The organism is Stenotrophomonas sp. YJH_SMC_6, assembly GCF_059371335.1.
Genome location: NZ_JCAFUM010000009.1, coordinates 107,966 through 126,631, shown reverse-complemented (window position 1 = coordinate 126,631; position 18,666 = coordinate 107,966). Strand labels below are relative to the sequence as shown.

At 66.9% G+C, this 18,666-nt stretch carries 14 protein-coding genes and 1 tRNA gene; 7 read left to right on the top strand and 8 right to left on the bottom strand.

Going from position 1 to position 18,666, the window contains the following annotated elements; genetic code table 11:
* Positions 1 to 9: 9 nt before the first annotated feature.
* From selD to fdnG, 8 genes are all read right to left on the bottom strand, one after another.
* Positions 10 to 1,089: a selenide, water dikinase SelD gene (gene selD / locus AC5P9N_RS11985; protein ID WP_099484849.1), complete on the bottom strand. Its 1,080-nt coding sequence runs from the start codon at positions 1,087 to 1,089 to the stop codon at positions 10 to 12.
* Between the two features lie 26 nt (positions 1,090 to 1,115).
* Positions 1,116 to 1,211, bottom strand: a tRNA-Sec gene (locus AC5P9N_RS11980).
* Positions 1,212 to 1,235: 24 nt separating this feature from the next.
* On the bottom strand, positions 1,236 to 3,167 hold the full coding sequence (selB, locus tag AC5P9N_RS11975; RefSeq protein ID WP_099484848.1) for a selenocysteine-specific translation elongation factor: 1,932 nt from the start codon (positions 3,165 to 3,167) through the stop codon (positions 1,236 to 1,238).
* Entirely contained in the window at positions 3,164 to 4,588 is a 1,425-nt protein-coding gene (gene selA, locus AC5P9N_RS11970) for an L-seryl-tRNA(Sec) selenium transferase (RefSeq protein ID WP_099484847.1), read from the bottom strand. Before selA ends, selB begins: the two co-directional genes overlap by 4 nt.
* 4 nt (positions 4,589 to 4,592) lie before the next feature.
* Positions 4,593 to 5,576 carry a formate dehydrogenase accessory protein FdhE gene (gene fdhE, locus AC5P9N_RS11965; protein WP_087802384.1) on the bottom strand — a complete coding sequence of 328 codons (984 nt, stop codon included), beginning with the start codon at positions 5,574 to 5,576 and terminating at the stop codon, positions 4,593 to 4,595.
* A gap of 359 nt (positions 5,577 to 5,935) precedes the next feature.
* Entirely contained in the window at positions 5,936 to 6,583 is a 648-nt protein-coding gene (locus AC5P9N_RS11960; RefSeq protein ID WP_005410882.1) for a formate dehydrogenase subunit gamma, read from the bottom strand.
* A complete protein-coding gene (gene fdxH / locus AC5P9N_RS11955) occupies positions 6,580 to 7,497 on the bottom strand; it encodes a formate dehydrogenase subunit beta (RefSeq protein WP_099484781.1) in 918 nt (305 codons plus the stop codon). Before fdxH ends, AC5P9N_RS11960 begins: the two co-directional genes overlap by 4 nt.
* Positions 7,498 to 7,507: 10 nt before the next feature.
* Positions 7,508 to 10,576, bottom strand: a complete 3,069-nt coding sequence (gene fdnG / locus AC5P9N_RS11950; RefSeq protein WP_143569567.1) for a formate dehydrogenase-N subunit alpha — start codon at positions 10,574 to 10,576, stop codon at positions 7,508 to 7,510.
* Between the two features lie 291 nt (positions 10,577 to 10,867).
* Between fdnG and gmk the strand changes: the two genes are divergently transcribed.
* From gmk to AC5P9N_RS11915, 7 genes are all read left to right on the top strand, one after another.
* Positions 10,868 to 11,533 carry a guanylate kinase gene (gene gmk / locus AC5P9N_RS11945; protein WP_005414359.1) on the top strand — a complete coding sequence of 222 codons (666 nt, stop codon included), beginning with the start codon at positions 10,868 to 10,870 and terminating at the stop codon, positions 11,531 to 11,533.
* 110 nt (positions 11,534 to 11,643) lie between these two features.
* Positions 11,644 to 11,943: a DNA-directed RNA polymerase subunit omega gene (rpoZ, locus tag AC5P9N_RS11940; RefSeq protein WP_005410877.1), complete on the top strand. Its 300-nt coding sequence runs from the start codon at positions 11,644 to 11,646 to the stop codon at positions 11,941 to 11,943.
* 105 nt (positions 11,944 to 12,048) lie between these two features.
* The gene (locus tag AC5P9N_RS11935) at positions 12,049 to 14,211 is read left to right on the top strand and encodes a RelA/SpoT family protein (RefSeq protein ID WP_005410876.1); all 2,163 of its coding nucleotides are present in this window, start codon (positions 12,049 to 12,051) and stop codon (positions 14,209 to 14,211) included.
* Between the two features lie 182 nt (positions 14,212 to 14,393).
* Positions 14,394 to 14,780 (top strand): RidA family protein, encoded by a 387-nt coding sequence (locus AC5P9N_RS11930; protein WP_005410875.1) that lies wholly within the window; start codon positions 14,394 to 14,396, stop codon positions 14,778 to 14,780.
* 7 nt (positions 14,781 to 14,787) lie between these two features.
* The gene (gene recG / locus AC5P9N_RS11925) at positions 14,788 to 16,899 is read left to right on the top strand and encodes an ATP-dependent DNA helicase RecG (protein WP_005410874.1); all 2,112 of its coding nucleotides are present in this window, start codon (positions 14,788 to 14,790) and stop codon (positions 16,897 to 16,899) included.
* Between the two features lie 400 nt (positions 16,900 to 17,299).
* Complete coding sequence (locus AC5P9N_RS11920; protein WP_005410872.1) at positions 17,300 to 18,238, top strand: nucleoside hydrolase; 939 nt, start codon at positions 17,300 to 17,302, stop codon at positions 18,236 to 18,238.
* A gap of 88 nt (positions 18,239 to 18,326) precedes the next feature.
* Positions 18,327 to 18,569 carry a type B 50S ribosomal protein L31 gene (locus tag AC5P9N_RS11915; RefSeq protein WP_005410871.1) on the top strand — a complete coding sequence of 81 codons (243 nt, stop codon included), beginning with the start codon at positions 18,327 to 18,329 and terminating at the stop codon, positions 18,567 to 18,569.
* Positions 18,570 to 18,666: the final 97 nt, after the last annotated feature.

Genomic DNA, 18,666 nt, shown 5'->3' with positions numbered 1-18,666 from the left:
TCCAGCGCATCAGCGCACGCTGACGCCCGGCGCTCCTTCGCTCAAACGCCCGACCACGGCTGCCTGGCCGAACCCCGCGTCGTGGAAGCAGGCCAGCACCGCATCCGTCGCTTCCGGGGCGCACGACACCAGCAGGCCACCGCTGGTCTGAGGGTCGGTCAGCAGTGGCTGCCAGTGTGCCGGCAACCCATCGGCGAAGCGCACCTCGGTGCCATAGGAGGCCCAGTTGCGGTTGGATGCGCCGGTCACGCAGCCACGCTGCAGCAGCTCCAGCGCCTGCGGCAGCAGCGGCACCTGTGCACTGTCCACCTCGGCAGCGACACCACTGGCGCGGCACACTTCCAGCAGGTGGCCGAGCAGGCCGAAGCCGGTGACGTCGGTCATGGCATGCACGCCGTCCAGCGCAGCCAGCGGCACGCCCACGGTGTTCAGGCGGGTGGTCGACGCGATCATCTGCTGGTAGCCGTCGGCGTCCAGCACTTCCTTCTTCAGTGCTGACGAATACACGCCCACGCCCAACGGCTTGCCCAGCACCAGCACGTCGCCGGCGCGGGCATCGGCATTGCGCTTGAGTCGTTGCGGGTCGAGCACGCCGATCGCAGCCAGGCCGTAGATGGGTTCCACCGAATCGATGCTGTGGCCACCAGCGACCACGATGCCAGCATCGGCGCAGGCGCGTTCGCCACCCTGCAGAATGCCGCGGATCGTGTCCTGCGGCAGCGTGTTGATCGGCATGCCGACGATGGCCAGTGCGAACAGCGGGCGCGCGCCCATCGCATACAGGTCCGACAGCGCGTTGGTGGCCGCGATGCGGCCGAAGTCGAACGGGTCGTCGACGATGGGCATGAAGAAATCAGTGGTGGCGACGATTGCCTGGCGATCATCGAGGCGATACACCGCGGCGTCGTCGCTGTTCTCACGGCCCACCAGCAGCTCAGCCGGTGCCGGAAGTGCTGGAACGCCACGCAGCAGTTCGCTCAGCACGCCCGGCGCGATCTTGCAGCCGCAGCCGCCGCCATGCGCGAGAGAGGTCAGTCGTTGCGGGGCATCGGCCGTTGAAGGGGCGGGGGACTGCGCGTGCGTGGCCATGCCGACATCTCCTGCGGGAACGCGAATGGCGGAAGGCAGCAGGAGTCGAACCTACCAGGGAACGATCGACGCCCCCTACTGGGTTTGAAGCCCAGCCGCATGCCCGGATGCGCATGCCTTCCGAAAGTACGGCGGTACCGGTGGGCTCAGTCGCGGGCTGCGTTCCACTGCAGGTCGCCGCGCGGCCGATGCTGGTCACCGACGCGTCGAGTGTAGCCAACGCGATTGAAGAACTCCAAGATCTGGATGCTGCGTTTGCGGCCCAGGCCGATGGCATCGCGGAACGTGGCCGCATCCACCGTGCCGCTGGCCTGTGACAGCTGCGCGACGATCGCGGCGAGTTCGGCAATGCACGCGGGTGCATAGAACAGGTCCGGCACCACCTGGAACAGCTCGCCACGTGCGGTGGCGCGGCGCAGGACGGCGCGGACTTCGTCTTCGGCCAGGCCGATCTCGGCAGCAAGGGTGCGCACCCACGGCGGATCGAAGCCACCGGCGTGCAGTTGCGGCAGCACGCGTTCCAGCAGCAGACGCTCGCGTTCCGGTGGCGCATGGTCATGCCCGGGCAGGCGCCACCAGGCACCCACGCGTTGCACGCTGCCGTCGTCCAGCAGGTCCTGCAGCAGCGCATTCCAGAGGCTCGCTGCAAGCGCGGGCAGGGTGCTGCGCTGCAGGCGGCCGCTGTCGACACCGGGTTCGTCCGGGCGTCGCTCATGCCATCCACGCAGTGAGGCGATCACCTGCTCGCGCAATGCCTGCCAGTGCGACACAAGGATGACTACCGTGTCTTCGCGGGTGACGATGCGTCGCGTGTCTGCAGGAAGATCGATCCGGTCGGCGGCGCGCCGGCAGTAGCGCTGCAGCGCGGCCATGGCAACGCCGAAGGGCGCCTGCTGCAACAGTGGACCGATTCCCGCACCCGCGGCCAGTTGCTCCAGTGCTCCCAGCCATGCGAGCCGTGCAGGACTGCGCCGGCGCCGCTGTGGCGGGTCCGGATCGAGCACAAGGCCGCCGCCCAGCGTGTGGGTGGCCGCTGAATCGCGGGCAATGAAGCGATCGCCACACATCGCACAGACCGGAGCATCGAACACCAGCTGCACCAACTGCCCATCACCGTGGTCATGGTCCTCCAGCAGCACCACATGGGCCTGCCGGTGCATGGTGCCCCAGTGGATATGCAGCGGTGCCCAGTCGCGCAACGGTGCGGCCAACGCGGACAGCCGCAACCGCACATCAACGCGGGTGGTGGCCAGCAGTGCGCGTGCGTCGGCGATCCAGTCACCGCGGCGGATGTCATCACGGGCGATGGCCGCCAGGTTCAGCGCGCAGCGCTGCCCGGCCATCGCGTGGTCACTGGCCTGGTTCTGCGCGTGGATGCTGCGTATGCGCACTTCAGTGGCGGCCGGCATCAGTTGCAGATGCTCACCCACCGAGGCGATGCCGCCGTGCACTGCGCCGGTCACCAGCGTGCCGTGGCCGGCCAGCGAGAACACGCGGTCCACCGGCATGCGGAACAGCTCGCTGCGCAGTTCGGCCTGGCGCGTGCTGGCGTCGTCCGCCGCCCACGCGTGCAGCTGGGTACGCAGCGCGTTGATGCCAGCATCGTCCGGTGCGGTGCTGTTGCAGGTGAACACAGGGGAATCCTGCAGCGGCGTGCCGGCCAGCAGGGCAGCGACCTCGATCTCGACCCGGGCCAGGCGCGCCGCATCCACACGGTCGATCTTGGTCAGCGCCACCGCACCCCGGTTCACGCCCAGCAGCTGCAGGATGGCCAGGTGCTCGCGGGTCTGTGGCATCACGCCGTCGTCGGCAGCGATGACCAGCAGGGCGACGTCGATACCCGTGGCGCCGGCCACCATCGTGTGCACGAAGCGCTCGTGGCCCGGCACGTCGACGAAACCCAGTGTCGCGACAGGACCTGTGCCGTCCCTGCGTTCCACAGGAACATAGGCATAGCCCAGCTCGATGGAAATACCACGCGTACGCTCTTCCTGCAGGCGATCGGTTTCGATGCCGGTCAGTGCCCGCACCAGGCTGGTCTTGCCATGGTCGATATGCCCGGCGGTGCCGACGATCATGCCTTCAGCGTGCTCCACTGGTCGAGGAAGCGCGCTTCGTCGGCGGGTTCCAGGCAGCGCAGGTCCAGCCACAACGCATCATCGGAGATGCGGCCCAGCACGGGTCGCGGCAGCTGACGCAGGCGCTTGGCCAGCAGATCCAGTCCGCCACGGCGCGCGCTGGTAATGCGCAGTCCGGCGCTGGCCAGCTGCGCCTGTGGCTGCGCGCCGCTGCCAATCTGGCTGTGCATCGAAGCAGGCTCGAGGCTGTAGTCCGCCGCCAGTGAGGCACGCATCGGCTGCAGCAGGCGCTGGGCCTGCGCATCAATGTCATCCTGCGTGCGCGAGAGCGTGCGCAGTGTCGGCAGCCGCTGTGCCAGCAGCTCGGGTTCGCGGTACAGGGCCAGCACCGCTTCCAGTGCGGCCAGGCCCATCTTGTCCATGCGCAGTGCCCGCTTCAGCGGGTTGCGGTTGATCCGTGCAATCAGGTCGGCGCGACCGGCGATGATGCCGGCCTGCGGGCCACCCAGCAGCTTGTCACCGCTGAACGAAACCAGATCGGCGCCGTCCGCCAGTGTTTCCTGCACGGTGGGCTCGTGCGGCAGGCCGAACGTGGCCAGATCGCACAGGCTGCCACTGCCCAGGTCCACCACCAGCGGCAGGCCGTGTTCGTGCGCGATCGTGGCCATCGCCGCCGTGTCGACCTTGGCAGTGAATCCGCTGATCGCGTAGTTGCTGGCATGCACCTCCATCAGCAGCGCTGTGCGCGCGCCGATGGCGTTGGTGAAGTCGGCCGGATGGGTGCGGTTGGTGGTACCTACTTCCAGCAGCCGCGCGCCCGCGCTGCGCATCACATCGGGGATGCGGAAGGCACCACCGATCTCCACCAGCTCGCCGCGCGACACCACCACCTCGCGGCGGTTGGCCAGGCTGTTGAGCAGCAGCAGGACCGCTGCCGCATTGTTGTTGACCACAGTGGCGGCTTCGGCACCGGTCAGCTCGCAGATCAGTGCCTGTACCCGCGCATCGCGGTCGCCGCGACGGCCACGGATGACGTCGAACTCCAGATCGACCGGCGCGGTCATCGCGCGGGTGACTGCCTGCACCGCGGCCTCGGGCAGCAATGCGCGACCCAGGTTGGTATGCAGTACGGTGCCGGTCAGGTTGAACATCGGTTGCAGGTCCAGCCGTGCATCGGCTGCCAGTGCGGCCTCGACCGCTGCCACCAGCGCCGGGCCGTCGACCGCTTCCTGCAGCTGCGCGGTCGACAACTGGCTGGCGCTGACACGCTCACGCAGCACCTGCAGGTGCGAACGCAGCAGCTGGGTGATGCGGCTTCGACCGTGGCCTTCGATCAGTGGCGCCAGTGCAGGCAGGCGCAGCACCCGGTCCAGCGAGGGCAGGGCGGCGGCCGATGCCGGGGCGGGGGGCATGGCTGTCATCGCCTCAATCGCCGTCGGATTGCCACAGCAGAGGATTCTGGCTGGCACGCGCATAGCCTTCCTCGGCCAGCAGCAGATCCAGCGCCAGCGTGCCGAGGTCATCGGCCACCGGCTCCAGTGACGGGTCCTTTTCCAGATACAGGATCTTGCGGTAGCTGTGGCAGTGGTCGCAGGTCTCGGCACGCACCGCGCTCTCGCGCACCGCCTCGCCGCTGTCGCCGTCCACATCGGCCAGGGCGCGATAGGCGATGTCCTTGCCGGCGGCACCACACTGGCTGCACTGCACGCGCACGTAGTGCCACTGGCAGGCGCACAGCGAGCACGACAGGTAACGGTAGGACGCATAGGGTGGCCGCGCCTGCACCACGCTGGTCACCGGCAACGTGCCGCACAGCGGGCACAGCCCTGGCGCATCAGCCAGCGGCTTCAGGTCGATAGGGCGGAAGCTGGCTGCGAGCACCGCCCAGTAAACCTGCAGTGCGTTCATCACCAGCAGCGCAGCGACCGCATCCACCGACGGCGCGTCATCGCGCTCCAGCACCGCGTGCGCCTGCGCATCCAGCCAGGCGTCGTCGGCCGCGGCGACGCGTTGCAGCTCCTGCCGGGTTTCCAGCGGCAGCCCCGTTTCGTCGGCACAGTGCTGGCACAGCGTGCGCAGCCAGTCGCGCCAGCATCCATCCAGCTGAAGCGTGTTGGCCGGCCGCAACGGCATGCCGGCACCGGCCGCCGCACTCGACTGCTGCGCGCGCGCCTGCGACTGCAGTGCCTCGCGCTGCTGCGGTGTCAGCTCATCCAGCAGCGCCTGCTGTGCATCGGCCAACGCCGCCAGCAGCTGCAGGTAGCCGCCGATGGCACTGTGCGCGGCCAGGCTGCGCAGGCGCGTCGCGCGCTCAGCGAACAGTGACTCGATATCGGGCAGGATGATGCGCGGCACATCGCGCGAGGCGAGCGTCTCGATCTCACCGGGTTCAAGGATGCGTTGCGCCATGCAGGGCCAGCCAGAAGAACCAGCCTCCATCCTCGCCGTTGTCGGCGCTCGCGTCCAGCGGGTTCAAACAACGCAGTCGAGCAAAGCAGTCGAGCACGGCTCGACTCTACAAAAACCGGTTTCGGTCGTTGCCATGTTCATCGTGTCGACCAAGGTCGACACCCACCAACAGCAGCGGGAAACTGTCGAAGGCGGGGCACTGTGGGTTTGCGGGGTGTCCGCGGCATGGATGCCGCGGCCAAGCCCCCAGGGACGGGTTCACGGCGTCCCCGCAAATCCACAGTGCCCCGCCATCCCACGTATAGCCAGCTTTTGACGTTGACGTTGCCTCTGCGGGTGCAGGGCCGCAGGCCCTGCCGCTAACCCTCTTCCCGACGTCCGCGCAGGATGTCCCTGAACCACTGCCGGTGGTGCTTGTACGCCCACCCATAGGTCACCTTGCCCTGGGTCATCGCCCGCACCGAGCCCTTGATCCAGATCGCCGCATAGATGTGCACCACGATCGCGCACACCAGCACCCAGCCGAACAGCGCATGGGCCAGCACCGAGAAGCGGATCACCCCGATCGGGAAGAAGTGGCTGAAGTACTGCCGCCAGATCACGAAGCCGGTCAGCAGCAGCGCCGACAGGCAGCCGATGATGGCCCAGAACAGCAGCTTCTGGCCGGCATTGAAACGGCCCACCGGCGGCAGCTTCTCATCCTCGTTGCGCAGTACATCGCGCATGCCGCGCATCCATGCGCGATCGTCGGCGGTCGGCAGATTGTCGCGCCACATGCGGAACGCCAGCAGCGCAAAGCCCACCACCATGGCCAGCCCGATGAACGGATGCAGGATGCGCGTCCACGGTCCGCCACCGAACAACTGGGTCAACGGGAACAGGGCAGGGTGGAACAGCGCCAGCCCGGACAGCGCGGTCAGCACGAAGCAGATCGCCACGATCCAGTGGTTGATGCGGGTCGGTGCGCGGTAGCGGATGATCTGGCGCGGGTGCGGGGCGTACTTCATGGCCGCTGCTCCTCTTCGATCTTCTTCGCCTCGTGCTCGGCTTCCTCTTCTTCCTCGTCATTGACCGTGTTGCGGCCGATGCCGATGTAATGCAGGAAGCCGGCGAAGGCGGTGGCGGCGATCGCCAGCACGCCCAGCGGCTTGGCCACGCCCTTCCACACCTCCACGATCGGGCTGATGCGCGGGTCCTTGGGCAGGTCGGCATACAGCTCCGGCTTGTCCACGTGCTGCAGCACGTACATCACGTGGGTGCCGCCGACGCCCTGCGGATCGTATAGGCCGGCATTCTCGTAGCCGCGCGATTTCAGGTCTTCCACGCGTCCGGCCGCATGCTCGGTCATCGCCTGCTTGCTGCCGAAGGTAATCGCGCCGGTCGGGCAGGTCTTCACGCAGGCCGGTTCCTGGCCCACCGCCACCCGGTCCGAACACAGCGTGCACTTGTAGGCCTTGTGGTCCTTCTTGGAGATGCGCGGCACGTCGAACGGACAACCGGTCACGCAGTAGCCGCAGCCGATGCAGTTCTCTTCCTGGAAGTCGACGATGCCGTTGGCGTACTGGATGATGGCACCGGGCGACGGACAGGCCTTCAGGCAGCCCGGATCGCTGCAGTGCATGCAGCCTTCCTTGCGGATCAGCCACTCCAGCTTGCCCTTCTCGTCCTCGTACTCGCGGAACTTCATCACCGTCCACGACTGTTCGCTCAGGTCGGGCGGGTTGTCATAGCTGCCAACGCAGCTGCCCACTTCGTCGCGCAGGTCATTCCACTCCATGCAGGCGACCTGGCAGGCCTTGCAGCCGATGCACTTGCTCACATCGATCAGCTTGGCGACCTGGCCGGTGTGCGCACCACGCGCCTCCGGCGAGGGCGTGGTGGTGGCCGAGCGGCGGATGATGTCCAGGGATTGCAGTGACATGGCGTGTCTCCTACACCTTCTCGACCTTGACCAGGATGCACTTCGATTCGGGCGTCTGCGAGTTGCCGTCACCGATGGCGTTGGTCAGCGTATTGGCGATGTATCCAGGCTTGGCCGCACCGAGGAAACCCCAGTGGATCGGCACGCCCACCTGGTGCACGGTCCGGCCATCGATCTGCAGGGCCTTGATGCGCTTGGTCACCATGGCGACCGCTTCGATGTGGCCGCGCTTGGAACTGACCCGCACGCGGCTGCCGTTGTTGATGCCCAGCTCGTCGGCCAACGCCGCGCCGATCTCGACGAACTGCTCGGGCTGGATGATGGCGTTCAACTTGCCGTGCTTGGTCCAGAAGTGGAAATGCTCGGTCAGGCGGTAGGTGGTGGCCACATGCGGGAACTCGTCCGGCGAACCGATCTGTGCGCGATCGCTGGCGAATACGCGGGCGGCCGGGTTGTTCAGCGTCAGTGCCTGGCCGGGGCTGAGCGGGTTGCTGCGCAGCGGTGTATCGAACGGTTCGTAGTGCTCAGGGAACGGGCCTTCGGCCATGCCGGCCTTGGCGAAGAAGCGGGCGATGCCCTCCGGATTCATGATGAACGGGCCCATTCCGCCGGCGGGATCTTCGTCGGCCTTGAAGTCGGGCACGTCCACGCTGCCCCAGTTTTTCCCGTTCCACGCCAGCAGCGTGCGCCGCGGATCAAACGGCTTTCCGGCGACGTCGCACGAGGCGCGGTTGTACATCACGCGACGATTGGCCGGCCACGCCCAGGCCCAGCCCAGCGTGTTGCCGATGCCGGTGGGGTCGCTGTTGTCACGCCGCGCCATCATGTTGCCGGTCGGGCCCCAGGCACCGATGTAGATCCAGCAGCCGGAGGCGGTGCTGCCGTCGTCGCGCAGGTCGCCGAATGCGGCCAGCTGCTCGCCGGCCTTGCGCACCAGCTTGGTTGGGTCCTTCGGATCGAACACGTCGGCCAGCGCCTTGCCGTTGTATTCCATCGCCAGTTCTTCGGGCGTGGGTACCTCAGGGTTGGCGTAGTTCCAGGCCAGGTCGCGCACCGGCTCCCACCACGCACCGCCGTCCTTCTCGTACATCGCTTTGATGCGATGGAACAGCTCGGACATGATCTCGATGTCGCTGCGTGCTTCTCCTGGTGGGTTGGCACCCTTCCAGTGCCACTGCAGCCAGCGCGAGGAATTCACCACCGCGCCGTTCTCCTCGGCGAAGGAGGTGGTCGGCAGGCGGAATACTTCGGTCTGGATCGTGCTCGGGTCGACGTCGTTCAACGCACCGTGGTTCTGCCAGAAGGCGATGGTCTCGGTTTCCAGCGGGTCCATGCTGACCATGAACTTCAGCTTGGAGAACGCGCTGATCAGCTTGCCCTTGTTCGGCGCCGAGGCCAGTGGATTGAAGCCCTGGCAGATGTAGCCGTGGATCTTGCCCTCGTTCATCAGCTCGTACGCCTGCAGCATGTCGTACGGCTTGTCGAGCTTGGGCAGGTAATCGAAACACCAGTTGTTGTCGGCGGTGGCGGCGTCGCCCCACCACGATTTCATCAGGCTGACGTGGAACTTCGGGTAGTTCTGCCAGAACGACATCTGGTTGGCGCGCAGCGGCTTCTGCGTGCGCTTGGCGATGTAGGCCTCGTAGTCCTGCTCGTCCTGTTTCGGCAGGGTCAGGTAGCCGGGCAGCAGGTCGGACATCAGGCCGATGTCGGTCAGGCCCTGGATGTTGGAATGCCCGCGCAAGGCGTTCATGCCGCCACCGGCCACGCCGATGTTGCCCAGCAGCAGCTGCACCATGGTGCCGGCACGCACGTTCTGCGCGCCGATCGAGTGCTGCGTCCAGCCCAGCGCGTACAGGATGGTCATCGCCTTGTCCTTGCCGGCGGTGGACGCGATCATGTCCCAGATCTGGCGGATGCTGTCGGCCGGCGTGCCGCAGATGCGTTCGACCATCTCCACCGTGTAGCGCGCATAGTGCTGCTTGAGCAGGTTGTAGACGCAGCGCGGGTCCTTCAGCGTCGGGTCGCTGCGCACGAAGCCATCGTCACCGTAGGCGTAGTCCCAGCTGGAGCGGTCGTAGCTGCGCTTCTCTTCGTTGTAGCCCGAATACAGGCCGTCCTTGAAGGCGAACTCGTCCTTCACCAGGAACGACATGTCGGTGTAGTTCAGCACGTACTCGTGCTGGATGCGGTCCTCGGTCAACAGGTAGTTGATCAGGCCCCCCAGGAACACGATGTCGGTACCGGTGCGGATCGGCGCGTACACGTCGGCCACCGCGGCCGAGCGGTTGAAGCGCGGATCGACCACGATCAGGCGTGCCTTGTTGTGTGCCTTGGCCTCGGTCACCCATTTGAACCCGCACGGGTGCGCCTCGGCGGCGTTGCCACCCATGATCAGGATCAGGTCGGCATTCTTGATGTCGACCCAGTGATTCGTCATCGCACCACGGCCTAGCGTCGGGGCAAGACCTGCCACCGTCGGGCCGTGTCAGACACGTGCCTGGTTGTCGAATGCCAACATGCCAAGGGAGCGCACGACCTTGTGGGTCAGCACCGCGGTTTCATTGCTGGTGGCCGAGGCCGCCAGCATGCCGGTGGTCAGCCAGCGGTTGACCGTCTGCCCGGCCTCGTTCTTCTGCACGAAGTTGGCATCGCGGTCTTCCTTCATCAGCCGCGCGATGCGGTCCAGCGCATCGTCCCAGCTCAGCCGCTTCCACTCGTTCGAGCCCGGCGCGCGGTACTCGGGGTAGAGCAGGCGCGACTTGCTGTGGATGATGTCGGCCAGGCCGGCGCCCTTCGGGCACAGCGTGCCGCGGTTCACCGGATGGTCCGGGTCGCCTTCGATATGGAAGATGCTCGGCTCGGCGTTCTTGGCACCATCGCCGAGGCTGTACATCAGGATGCCGCAGGCCACCGAACAGTAGGTACAGGTGTTGCGGGTCTCGGTCGCGCGGGTCAGCTTGTAGTGCCTGACCTCCGCGAGCGCGATGCCGGGCGCGAAGCCCATCAATGCCAGGCTGGAGCCGACCAGGGTTGTCCCGGTCACTTTCAGGAACTGGCGGCGGCTCATCGATGGCATGCCGTTCTCCTGGGATGGCGGGGAGGCGCAGGCCTCCGGGCTGTCGTTGGGTACGGCCCGGTTATAGCACAGGCCCCCGTACGCCCATGTGGCACAAGGCCCGGCGCCCGCCAGACGGGCGCGCGACGGGGCCGCTCTGGTAAAGTTGCGTGCCCGCCCCCCGGGGAAAGCGTCTGCCGGGCCTGGTTCCAGGATGTTCCGCGCAGCCCCCGCCGTCCTGGCGCGATCCTCCGCGCCGGATCTGGAACACCGAGGAAAAATTTTGCGAAATCAACCCGTTGGATCCCCCGCATGAGCGCCGCGTCGAAGCCGTCGGACGCCGTTGCGCGCGGCACGCTGTACATCGTTGCCGCCCCGTCCGGTGCCGGCAAGAGCAGCATCGTCAATGCCACCCTGGCGCGTGACCCGCAGATCGCCCTGTCGATCTCCTTCACCTCGCGCGCGATGCGCCCGGGTGAAGTGAACGGCCAGCACTACCATTTCGTCTCTGCGGAGAGGTTCGAGGAAATGATCGCCGCCGGCGACTTCTTCGAGCATGCCTGGGTGCACGGCGACTGGAAGGGCACCGCCCGGCAGTCGGTGGAGCCGCAGCTGGCCGCCGGCCAGGACGTGCTGCTGGAAATCGACTGGCAGGGCGCGCAGCAGGTGCGCCAGCTGGTGCCGGGCACGGTCACCGTGTTCATCCTGCCGCCGTCCAAGCAGGCCCTGCAGGACCGCATGCGCAAGCGCGGCCAGGACAGCGAGGCGGTCATCGCCCAGCGCCTGGGCGCGGCACGCGATGAAATGCTGCACTTCAACGAGTTCGACTACGTCATCGTCAATGAGGTGTTCGACACCGCCGTGGACGAGCTGTGCGCCATCTTCACCGCCAGCCGCCTGCGCCGGGAGGCCCAGAAGGTCCGCCACGCCGGCCTCATCCAGGCCCTGCTGACCCCCGATCCGGGTGCAACTGACTGATTCCAAAAGAATCGGGTGGGGGTTGGCTTGATTTTGTCCAGCCCCTGCCAGTACACTCCGTCCCCTTTCCCTCATTCGACTGAGCGGCCGACCGGTCGCCGGGAGCCCGTATGGCCCGCATCACCGTAGAAGATTGCCTGGAAGTCGTTAACAACCGTTTCGAACTGGTCATGATGGCTTCCAAGCGTGCCCGCCAGCTCGCCAACGGCGTGCAGGCCACGCTGGACAACAGCGAGACCGAGGACAAGCCGACCGTGCTGGCGCTGCGCGAAATCGCCGCCCGCAAGATCGACAACGCGCTGATCGACGAAGTCGAGAAGGCCGAGCGTGAGCGCGCCGAGCGCGAAGCGCTGGAGTGGGCTGCCGCCGAAGTGGTCGCCGACGAAGACATGTCCAAGAACGACGATTGATCGCATCGATCAACGTTATTGCTGGATCGCCGAACAGCCCGCCCCGTGCGGGCTGTTTCGCATTCAGGATTTGCCGTAAACGTCGCGCTGGAATAGGCTTCGGGCATGAACCCAGGCCCCACTGCCAAGGTCGCCGCAGCCCCCGCTGCCGCCGTACCCGACTACGTCCTCCAGCTTGAACGCGCCGCCCATTACCTGCCGCCGGAACAGCTGCCGCTGCTGCGCCGTGCCTGGGAAGTCGGTGCCTCCGCGCACGCTGGGCAGACGCGCAAGTCGGGCGAGCCCTATATCACCCATCCGGTGGCCGTGGCCCAGGTGCTGGCCGAGCTCGGCCTGGACGTGGAAGCGCTGATCGCCGCGATCCTGCACGACACCATCGAAGACACCCCGCTCACCCGCGAGGCGCTGGCTGCCGAGTTCGGCGAAGCCGTGGCCGAACTGGTCGACGGCGTCACCAAGCTGGACAAGCTGAAGTTCCGCGACCGCCAGGAAGCGGCCGCGGAGAGCTTCCGCAAGATGCTGCTGGCGATGTCGCGCGACCTGCGCGTGATCATGATCAAGCTGGCCGACCGCCTGCACAACATGCGCACGCTGGGCGCGCAGAGCCGCGAAGCGCGCGGCCGCATCGCCCGCGAGACGCTGGAGATCTACGCGCCCATCGCCCAGCGCCTGGGCATGAGCCTGGTCAAGAGCGAGCTGCAGAACCTCGGCTTCAAGGCGCTCTACCCGTGGCGCCACGCCATCATTGAAAAACACATCCGCAGCCAGCCGGTGGTGCGCCGCGAGGCGATGGCGCAGGTGGAAGTGCAGCTGTCGCAGCGCCTGGCCAAGGAGGGGATCGAGCATCGGCTGATCAGCCGCATCAAGACCCCGTGGAGCATCTACAACAAGATGCGCGACGAGAACAAATCCTTCGACCAGGTGATGGACGTGTTCGGCTTCCGCCTGGTCGTGCGCAGCGTGCCCAGCTGTTACCACGCGCTGGGTTCGGTGCATGCCACCTTCAAACCGCTGGATGGCCGCTTCCGCGACTTCATCGCCATTCCCAAGGCCAACGGCTACCAGTCGCTGCACACCGTGCTGTTCGGGCCGTATGGCTCGCCGATCGAAGTGCAGATCCGTACCGAGGAAATGGACCTGATCGCCGAGCGCGGCGTGGCCGCGCACTGGACCTACAAGTTTGGTGGCGATTCGCCCAACAGCGCGCAGAGCCGTGCCCACGCCTGGATCGTCGAGCTGATCGACTCGCAGCGCGCTGCCGGCTCCTCGCTGGAGTTCCTCGACAACGTCAAGGTCGACCTGTTCCCGGACGAGGTCTACCTGTTCACGCCGAAGGGCAAGATCCTGGCCCTGCCGCGCAATTCCACCGCGCTCGATTTCGCCTACGCCGTGCATACCGATGTCGGCAACATGGCGGTGGCCTCGCGCGTGGACAAGAAACTGGTGCCACTGCGCACCAAGCTGGTGTCGGGGCAGTCGGTGGAGATCATCACCGCACGCTCGGCCACGCCGAAACCGCAGTGGCTGGAATTCGTGGTCACCAGCAAGGCGCGCACTGCCATCCGCCACCAGCTCAAGCAGCTGGAACACGAAGATGCCGTGCAGCTGGGCCACCGCATGCTCGACCGTGCGCTGGAGGCGATGGATTCGTCGCTGGAACGGCTGCCGAAGGGGCGCCTGGATGCGTTCCTGGCCGAGCATCGTTTCCCGCGCCTGGAGGCGCTGCTGGCCGAGGTGGCGCTGGGCAACTGGATGCCGACCCAGGCCGCGCAGGCGCTGATGGCCTACGCCGAACTGCGTGGCGGCCCGCATTCGCGCCACCATTCGCAGGAAAAGATCCTGATCAACGGCAGCGAGCGCGGCGTGGTCACCTTCGCCGGCTGCTGCCAGCCGATTCCCGGCGACGAGATCATGGGCTACCACACCGCCGGCAAGGGCATCGTGGTGCACCGCATGGACTGCCCGAACCTGGCCGAGCTGCGCAAGTCGCCCGAGCGCTGGGTGCCGATCGGCTGGGACACTACCGTTTCCGGCGACTACGACACTTCGCTGGTGGTGGAAGTAGAGAACGGCACCGGCGTGCTGGCGCAACTGGCCGCCGCCATCGCCCAGAGCCATTCCAACATCGAGCGCGTGGACTACCTGGACCGCGACTTCAACGCCGCCGTGCTGGCGTTCAACATCCAGGTGCGCGACCGCAACCACCTGGCCGAAGTGATGCGCCGCCTGCGCCGCCTGTCGGTCGTGCAGTCGGTACGCCGCCAGTAGGTCCTGCGCGGACCGGTAGTGCCGGCCGCTGGCCGGCAACGTCGCGGTGCTTCCGATGTTCATGAGGTTGCCGGCCAGCGGCCGGCACTACCGGAGCGGTGCGGTAGATCCACGCCATGCGTGGATGCTCCCCCACCCGGTACAATCACCGCTCTGTTTTCCCCCAAGCACCGGAGCGACCCATGTCCCGCCAGATCATCAACACCGAAAAGGCCCCCGCCGCCATCGGCCCGTACTCGCAGGCCGTGCGCGCCGGCAACACCGTGTACTTCTCCGGCCAGATCCCGCTCGACCCGGCCACCGGCGACATCGTCGGCGCCGGCGACGTCGAAGCACAGGCCCGCCGCGCCTTTGACAACCTCAAGGCCGTGGCCGAAGCCGCTGGTGGCTCGCTGGACAAGGTCGTGCGTCTGGGCCTGTACCTGACCGATCTGGGCGAGTTCGCCAAGGTCAACGCGGTCATGCAGGACTACTTCCAGGCCCCGTACCCGGCCCGTTCCACCATCGAAGTCTCCGGCCTGCCGAAGGGCGCCAACTTCGAGGTCGACGCGGTGATGGTCATCGACTGACCGCCACGTGGCACGCAAGGCGGCGGTCACCCCGGTCCTGTCACCGTCCGGCGAAGCATCCCTGGCGATGCTCGCGGGCGTCGGTCCGGCCGTGGCCGCCAAACTGCAGGCGCGTGGCCTGGCCACCCTGCAGGATCTCTGGCTTCATCTGCCGCTGCGCTATGAAGACCGGACCCGGCTGACCCGCATTGAAGACCTGCGCAACGGCGTACCGGCGCAGGTGGAAGGGCGGGTGGTCGCGGTCGAGCGCGGCATGCGCTACCGGCCGATGCTGAAAGTGGCGGTGGAAGACGAAGGGCGGGGCACTTTGGTGCTGCGCTTCTTCCACTTCCGCCAGCAGCAGGTCGGCCAGTTCGCGGTCGGCAACCGGCTGCGCTGCTTCGGCACGCCCAAACCGGGCCAGCTCGGCCTGGAAATCGTCCACCCCAGCTACCAGGTGCTGGGCCGCAACGACGATCCCGAACTCGGCGACCGCCTCGACCCGGTGTATCCCACCGTCGAAGGCGTCGGTCCGATGACCATGCGCAAGCTGATCGGCCAGGCGCTGGACCGCCTGCCCGAGGAAAGCGCGCTGGAACTGCTGCCCAGCGGCTGGCTCGATGGCCTCGGGCTGCCGTCACTGCGCAGCGCGCTGCTGACCGTGCACCGGCCGCCACCAGATGCCGATCTGGCCGCGCTGGCCGCCGGCACCCACCCGGCGCAGCGTCGCCTGGCGATGGAAGAACTGCTGGCCCATCACCTCAGCCTGCGTCGCCAGCGCATTGCCTTGCAGGCACACCATGCGCCGCCGCTGGCCGGTCCTGGCAAGCTGGCCAAGGCGCTGCTGAAGCAGCTGCCGTTCGCGCTCACCGGCGCGCAGGCGCGCGTGTTCAAGCAGATCCGCGAAGACCTCGCGCGGCCCAGCCCGATGCTGCGGCTGGTGCAGGGCGATGTGGGCTCCGGCAAGACCGTGGTCGCCGCGCTGGCGGCGATGCTGGCGGTGGAGCAGGGCAAGCAGGTTGCATTGGCTGCGCCCACCGAGCTGCTGGCCGAACAACATCTCAACAACCTGCGCGGCTGGCTGGAGCCGCTCGGTGTGCGCATCGCCTGGCTGGCCGGCAAAGTCACCGGCAAGGCGCGCGCCAAGGTGATGGAGCAGGTCGCCAGCGGCGAAGCGCAGGTGGTGGTTGGTACCCACGCGCTGATGCAGGAGGCGGTGGTGTTCCAGGATCTGGCGCTCGCCATCGTCGACGAGCAGCACCGCTTCGGCGTGCACCAGCGCTTGGCGCTGCGCGACAAGGGCGCAGGCGGCAACAGCGTGCCACACCAGCTGGTGATGACCGCCACGCCGATTCCGCGCACGCTGGCGATGTCCGAATACGCGGACCTGGATGTGTCGGCCATCGACGAACTGCCGCCGGGCCGCACCCCGGTGCAGACCGTCGCGCTCAACAACGATCGTCGTCCCGAGCTGATCGAGCGCATCGCACTGGCCTGCCAGGAAGGGCGGCAGGTGTACTGGGTGTGCACCCTCATCGAGGAGAGCGAAGAACTGGATGCCACCCCGGCGCAGGCCACCTACGAATCGCTGCAGGCGCTGTTGCCGGGCGTGCGCGTGGGGCTGGTGCATGGTCGCCTGAAAGCCGCCGAAAAGCTGGCGACGATGGTGGCGTTCAAGGCCGGCGACATCGACCTGCTGGTGGCGACCACGGTAATTGAAGTGGGCGTGGATGTGCCGAACGCCTCGCTGATGGTGATCGAGAACGCCGAGCGCCTGGGCCTGGCCCAGCTGCACCAGCTGCGCGGCCGCGTCGGCCGTGGTTCTGCGGTATCGCGCTGCGTGCTGCTGTACCAGGCACCGCTCTCGCAGATGGCACGCGAGCGCCTGCAGACCATGCGCGAAACCAACGATGGTTTCGTCATTGCCGAGAAGGATCTGGAATTGCGTGGTCCCGGTGAATTGCTGGGTACCCGGCAGACCGGCCTGGCCGGTTTCCGCATCGCCGACCTGGCCCGTGACGCCGGCCTGCTGCCCGGCGTGCATGACCTGGCCGAGCGCCTGCTGGACCAGCAACCCGCGCTGGCCGATCGTGTGGTGCAGCGCTGGATCGGCACCGCCGTGCGTTACGCCTCGGCGTAGCGCCACCTTGATGGGTGTGGACCTTGGTCCACGCATCCACGCATCCACGCATCCACGCGTGGCGTGGATCTACTCCATGTTCATCCACGCATTGCATGGATGTGTCGACCAAGGTCGACACCCACCAACAGCCGCGGAAATCTGTCGAAGGCGGGGTGGATCCGGTTGCGGGGGCGTGAGCCGCATGGATGCGGCGACCGAGCTTACATGGACGTACTTGCAGCGTCCCCCGCAACCGGACCCACCCCGCCATCCCCCAGGAAACCAGCTTTTGCCGTTGATTCGGCGTTTGCCGTTGATTCGGCGGGTGCAGGGCGCAGCCCTGCCGAACCCCAACCCCCGTACTTGCAACGGTCATCATCCCGGTCCACACTTCGTTGCCGATCTGAAGACGGCAACGATGACCCACAAGATCCCCCTGTTGATCGACACCGACCCCGGTGTGGACGACGCCCTGGCCCTGCTGATGGCCTTTGCCGACGAACGGCATGACGTGGTCGCCCTGACCATCGCCGCCGGCAACGTCGGCCTGCAGTACACCGTCCGCAACGCCCTCAAGCTCTGCGACATCGTCGGCCGCACCGACGTACCGGTGTTTGCCGGCAGCCCGGATCCGCTGCTGCATCCCTCCGTTGACGCTGCCCACGTGCATGGCCGTGACGGCTACGGCGACGTGGACCTGCCGCCGCCGAGCCGCCAGGCTGAAGCCGAACACGCCGCACTGGCCATCCTGCGCCTGTCGCACGAGCACGCCGGCGAACTGATGCTGGTGATGCTGGGCCCGCTGACCAACCTTGCCCTGGCACTGAAGCTGGACCCGACCCTGCCCGAGCGCATCAAGCGCATCGTGGTGATGGGCGGCGCGGTCACCTGCCACGGCAACATCACCCCGGCGGCCGAATTCAACATTGCGTTCGACCCGGAAGCGGCGCACGTGGTGTTCACCTCGTTCAAGCACCTGCTGGTGTCGGACTGGGAGGCCACCGTCGCCCATGGCTTGCCGCTGCAGGACGCCGAGAAGTGGCTGCAGGCCGATTCCGATCGCGCCCGCTTCTACGAACTGATCTCGCGCAAGACCCGTGGCCTGTCCGAAGACAGCAAGGGCGGGCGCTGGTACACCGCCGATGCGGTGGCCATGGCCTGGGCGCTGAACCCCGAAGGGCAGCTGCGGGTCGAGTCGCGCCCGCTGAACGTGGAGCTGAACGGCACGTTCAGCCGCGGCGCCACCATCGTCGATTGGAACCGCCAGACCGGCCAGCCGGACAACTGCGATCTGCTGATGGCCTACGACCAGCAGCGTTTCGAGGCCCTGGTGCGCCAGGCCCTGGGTGCGGACTGACGTCGATTGACCGGCACCGGTTGCCCCGGGCGGCAACCGGTGCTTATAATGCCGCTCTTGACCACCAGCCCATTTACGGTGTGAGCCCATGAAGGCCGATATCCATCCGAACTACCGCGACGTCGTCTTCCATGACGTCACCTCCGATTTCAAGATCCTGACCCGCTCGACCATGGCGACGAAGGAAACCATCCAGTGGGAAGACGGCAACGAATACCCGCTGGTCAAGGTTGAAATTTCCTCGGCTTCGCACCCGTTCTACACGGGCAAGCACAAGGTCATCGACACCTCGGGCCGTATCGACAAGTTCCAGAAGCGCTACGCGCGCTGATCTGTCGATCCAGCTTCGAACCAACGGCCGCGCTCTGCGCGGCCGTTTGTTTTTCCCCAACGCCAACCCAACGGGCGTTTGGATGGGCGGAACACTG

Bases quoted from the DNA above. Each gene is read 5' to 3' on its own strand.
- selD (WP_099484849.1), bottom strand. From the start codon at position 1,089: ATGGCCACGCACGCGCAGTCCCCCGCCCCTTCAACGGCCGATGCCCCG.
- selB (WP_099484848.1), bottom strand. From the start codon at position 3,167: ATGATCGTCGGCACCGCCGGGCATATCGACCATGGCAAGACCAGCCTG.
- selA (WP_099484847.1), bottom strand. From the start codon at position 4,588: ATGACAGCCATGCCCCCCGCCCCGGCATCGGCCGCCGCCCTGCCCTCG.
- fdhE (WP_087802384.1), bottom strand. From the start codon at position 5,576: ATGGCGCAACGCATCCTTGAACCCGGTGAGATCGAGACGCTCGCCTCG.
- AC5P9N_RS11960 (WP_005410882.1), bottom strand. From the start codon at position 6,583: ATGAAGTACGCCCCGCACCCGCGCCAGATCATCCGCTACCGCGCACCG.
- fdxH (WP_099484781.1), bottom strand. From the start codon at position 7,497: ATGTCACTGCAATCCCTGGACATCATCCGCCGCTCGGCCACCACCACG.
- gmk (WP_005414359.1), top strand. From the start codon at position 10,868: ATGAGCGCCGCGTCGAAGCCGTCGGACGCCGTTGCGCGCGGCACGCTG.
- rpoZ (WP_005410877.1), top strand. From the start codon at position 11,644: ATGGCCCGCATCACCGTAGAAGATTGCCTGGAAGTCGTTAACAACCGT.
- AC5P9N_RS11935 (WP_005410876.1), top strand. From the start codon at position 12,049: ATGAACCCAGGCCCCACTGCCAAGGTCGCCGCAGCCCCCGCTGCCGCC.
- AC5P9N_RS11930 (WP_005410875.1), top strand. From the start codon at position 14,394: ATGTCCCGCCAGATCATCAACACCGAAAAGGCCCCCGCCGCCATCGGC.
- AC5P9N_RS11920 (WP_005410872.1), top strand. From the start codon at position 17,300: ATGACCCACAAGATCCCCCTGTTGATCGACACCGACCCCGGTGTGGAC.
- AC5P9N_RS11915 (WP_005410871.1), top strand. From the start codon at position 18,327: ATGAAGGCCGATATCCATCCGAACTACCGCGACGTCGTCTTCCATGAC.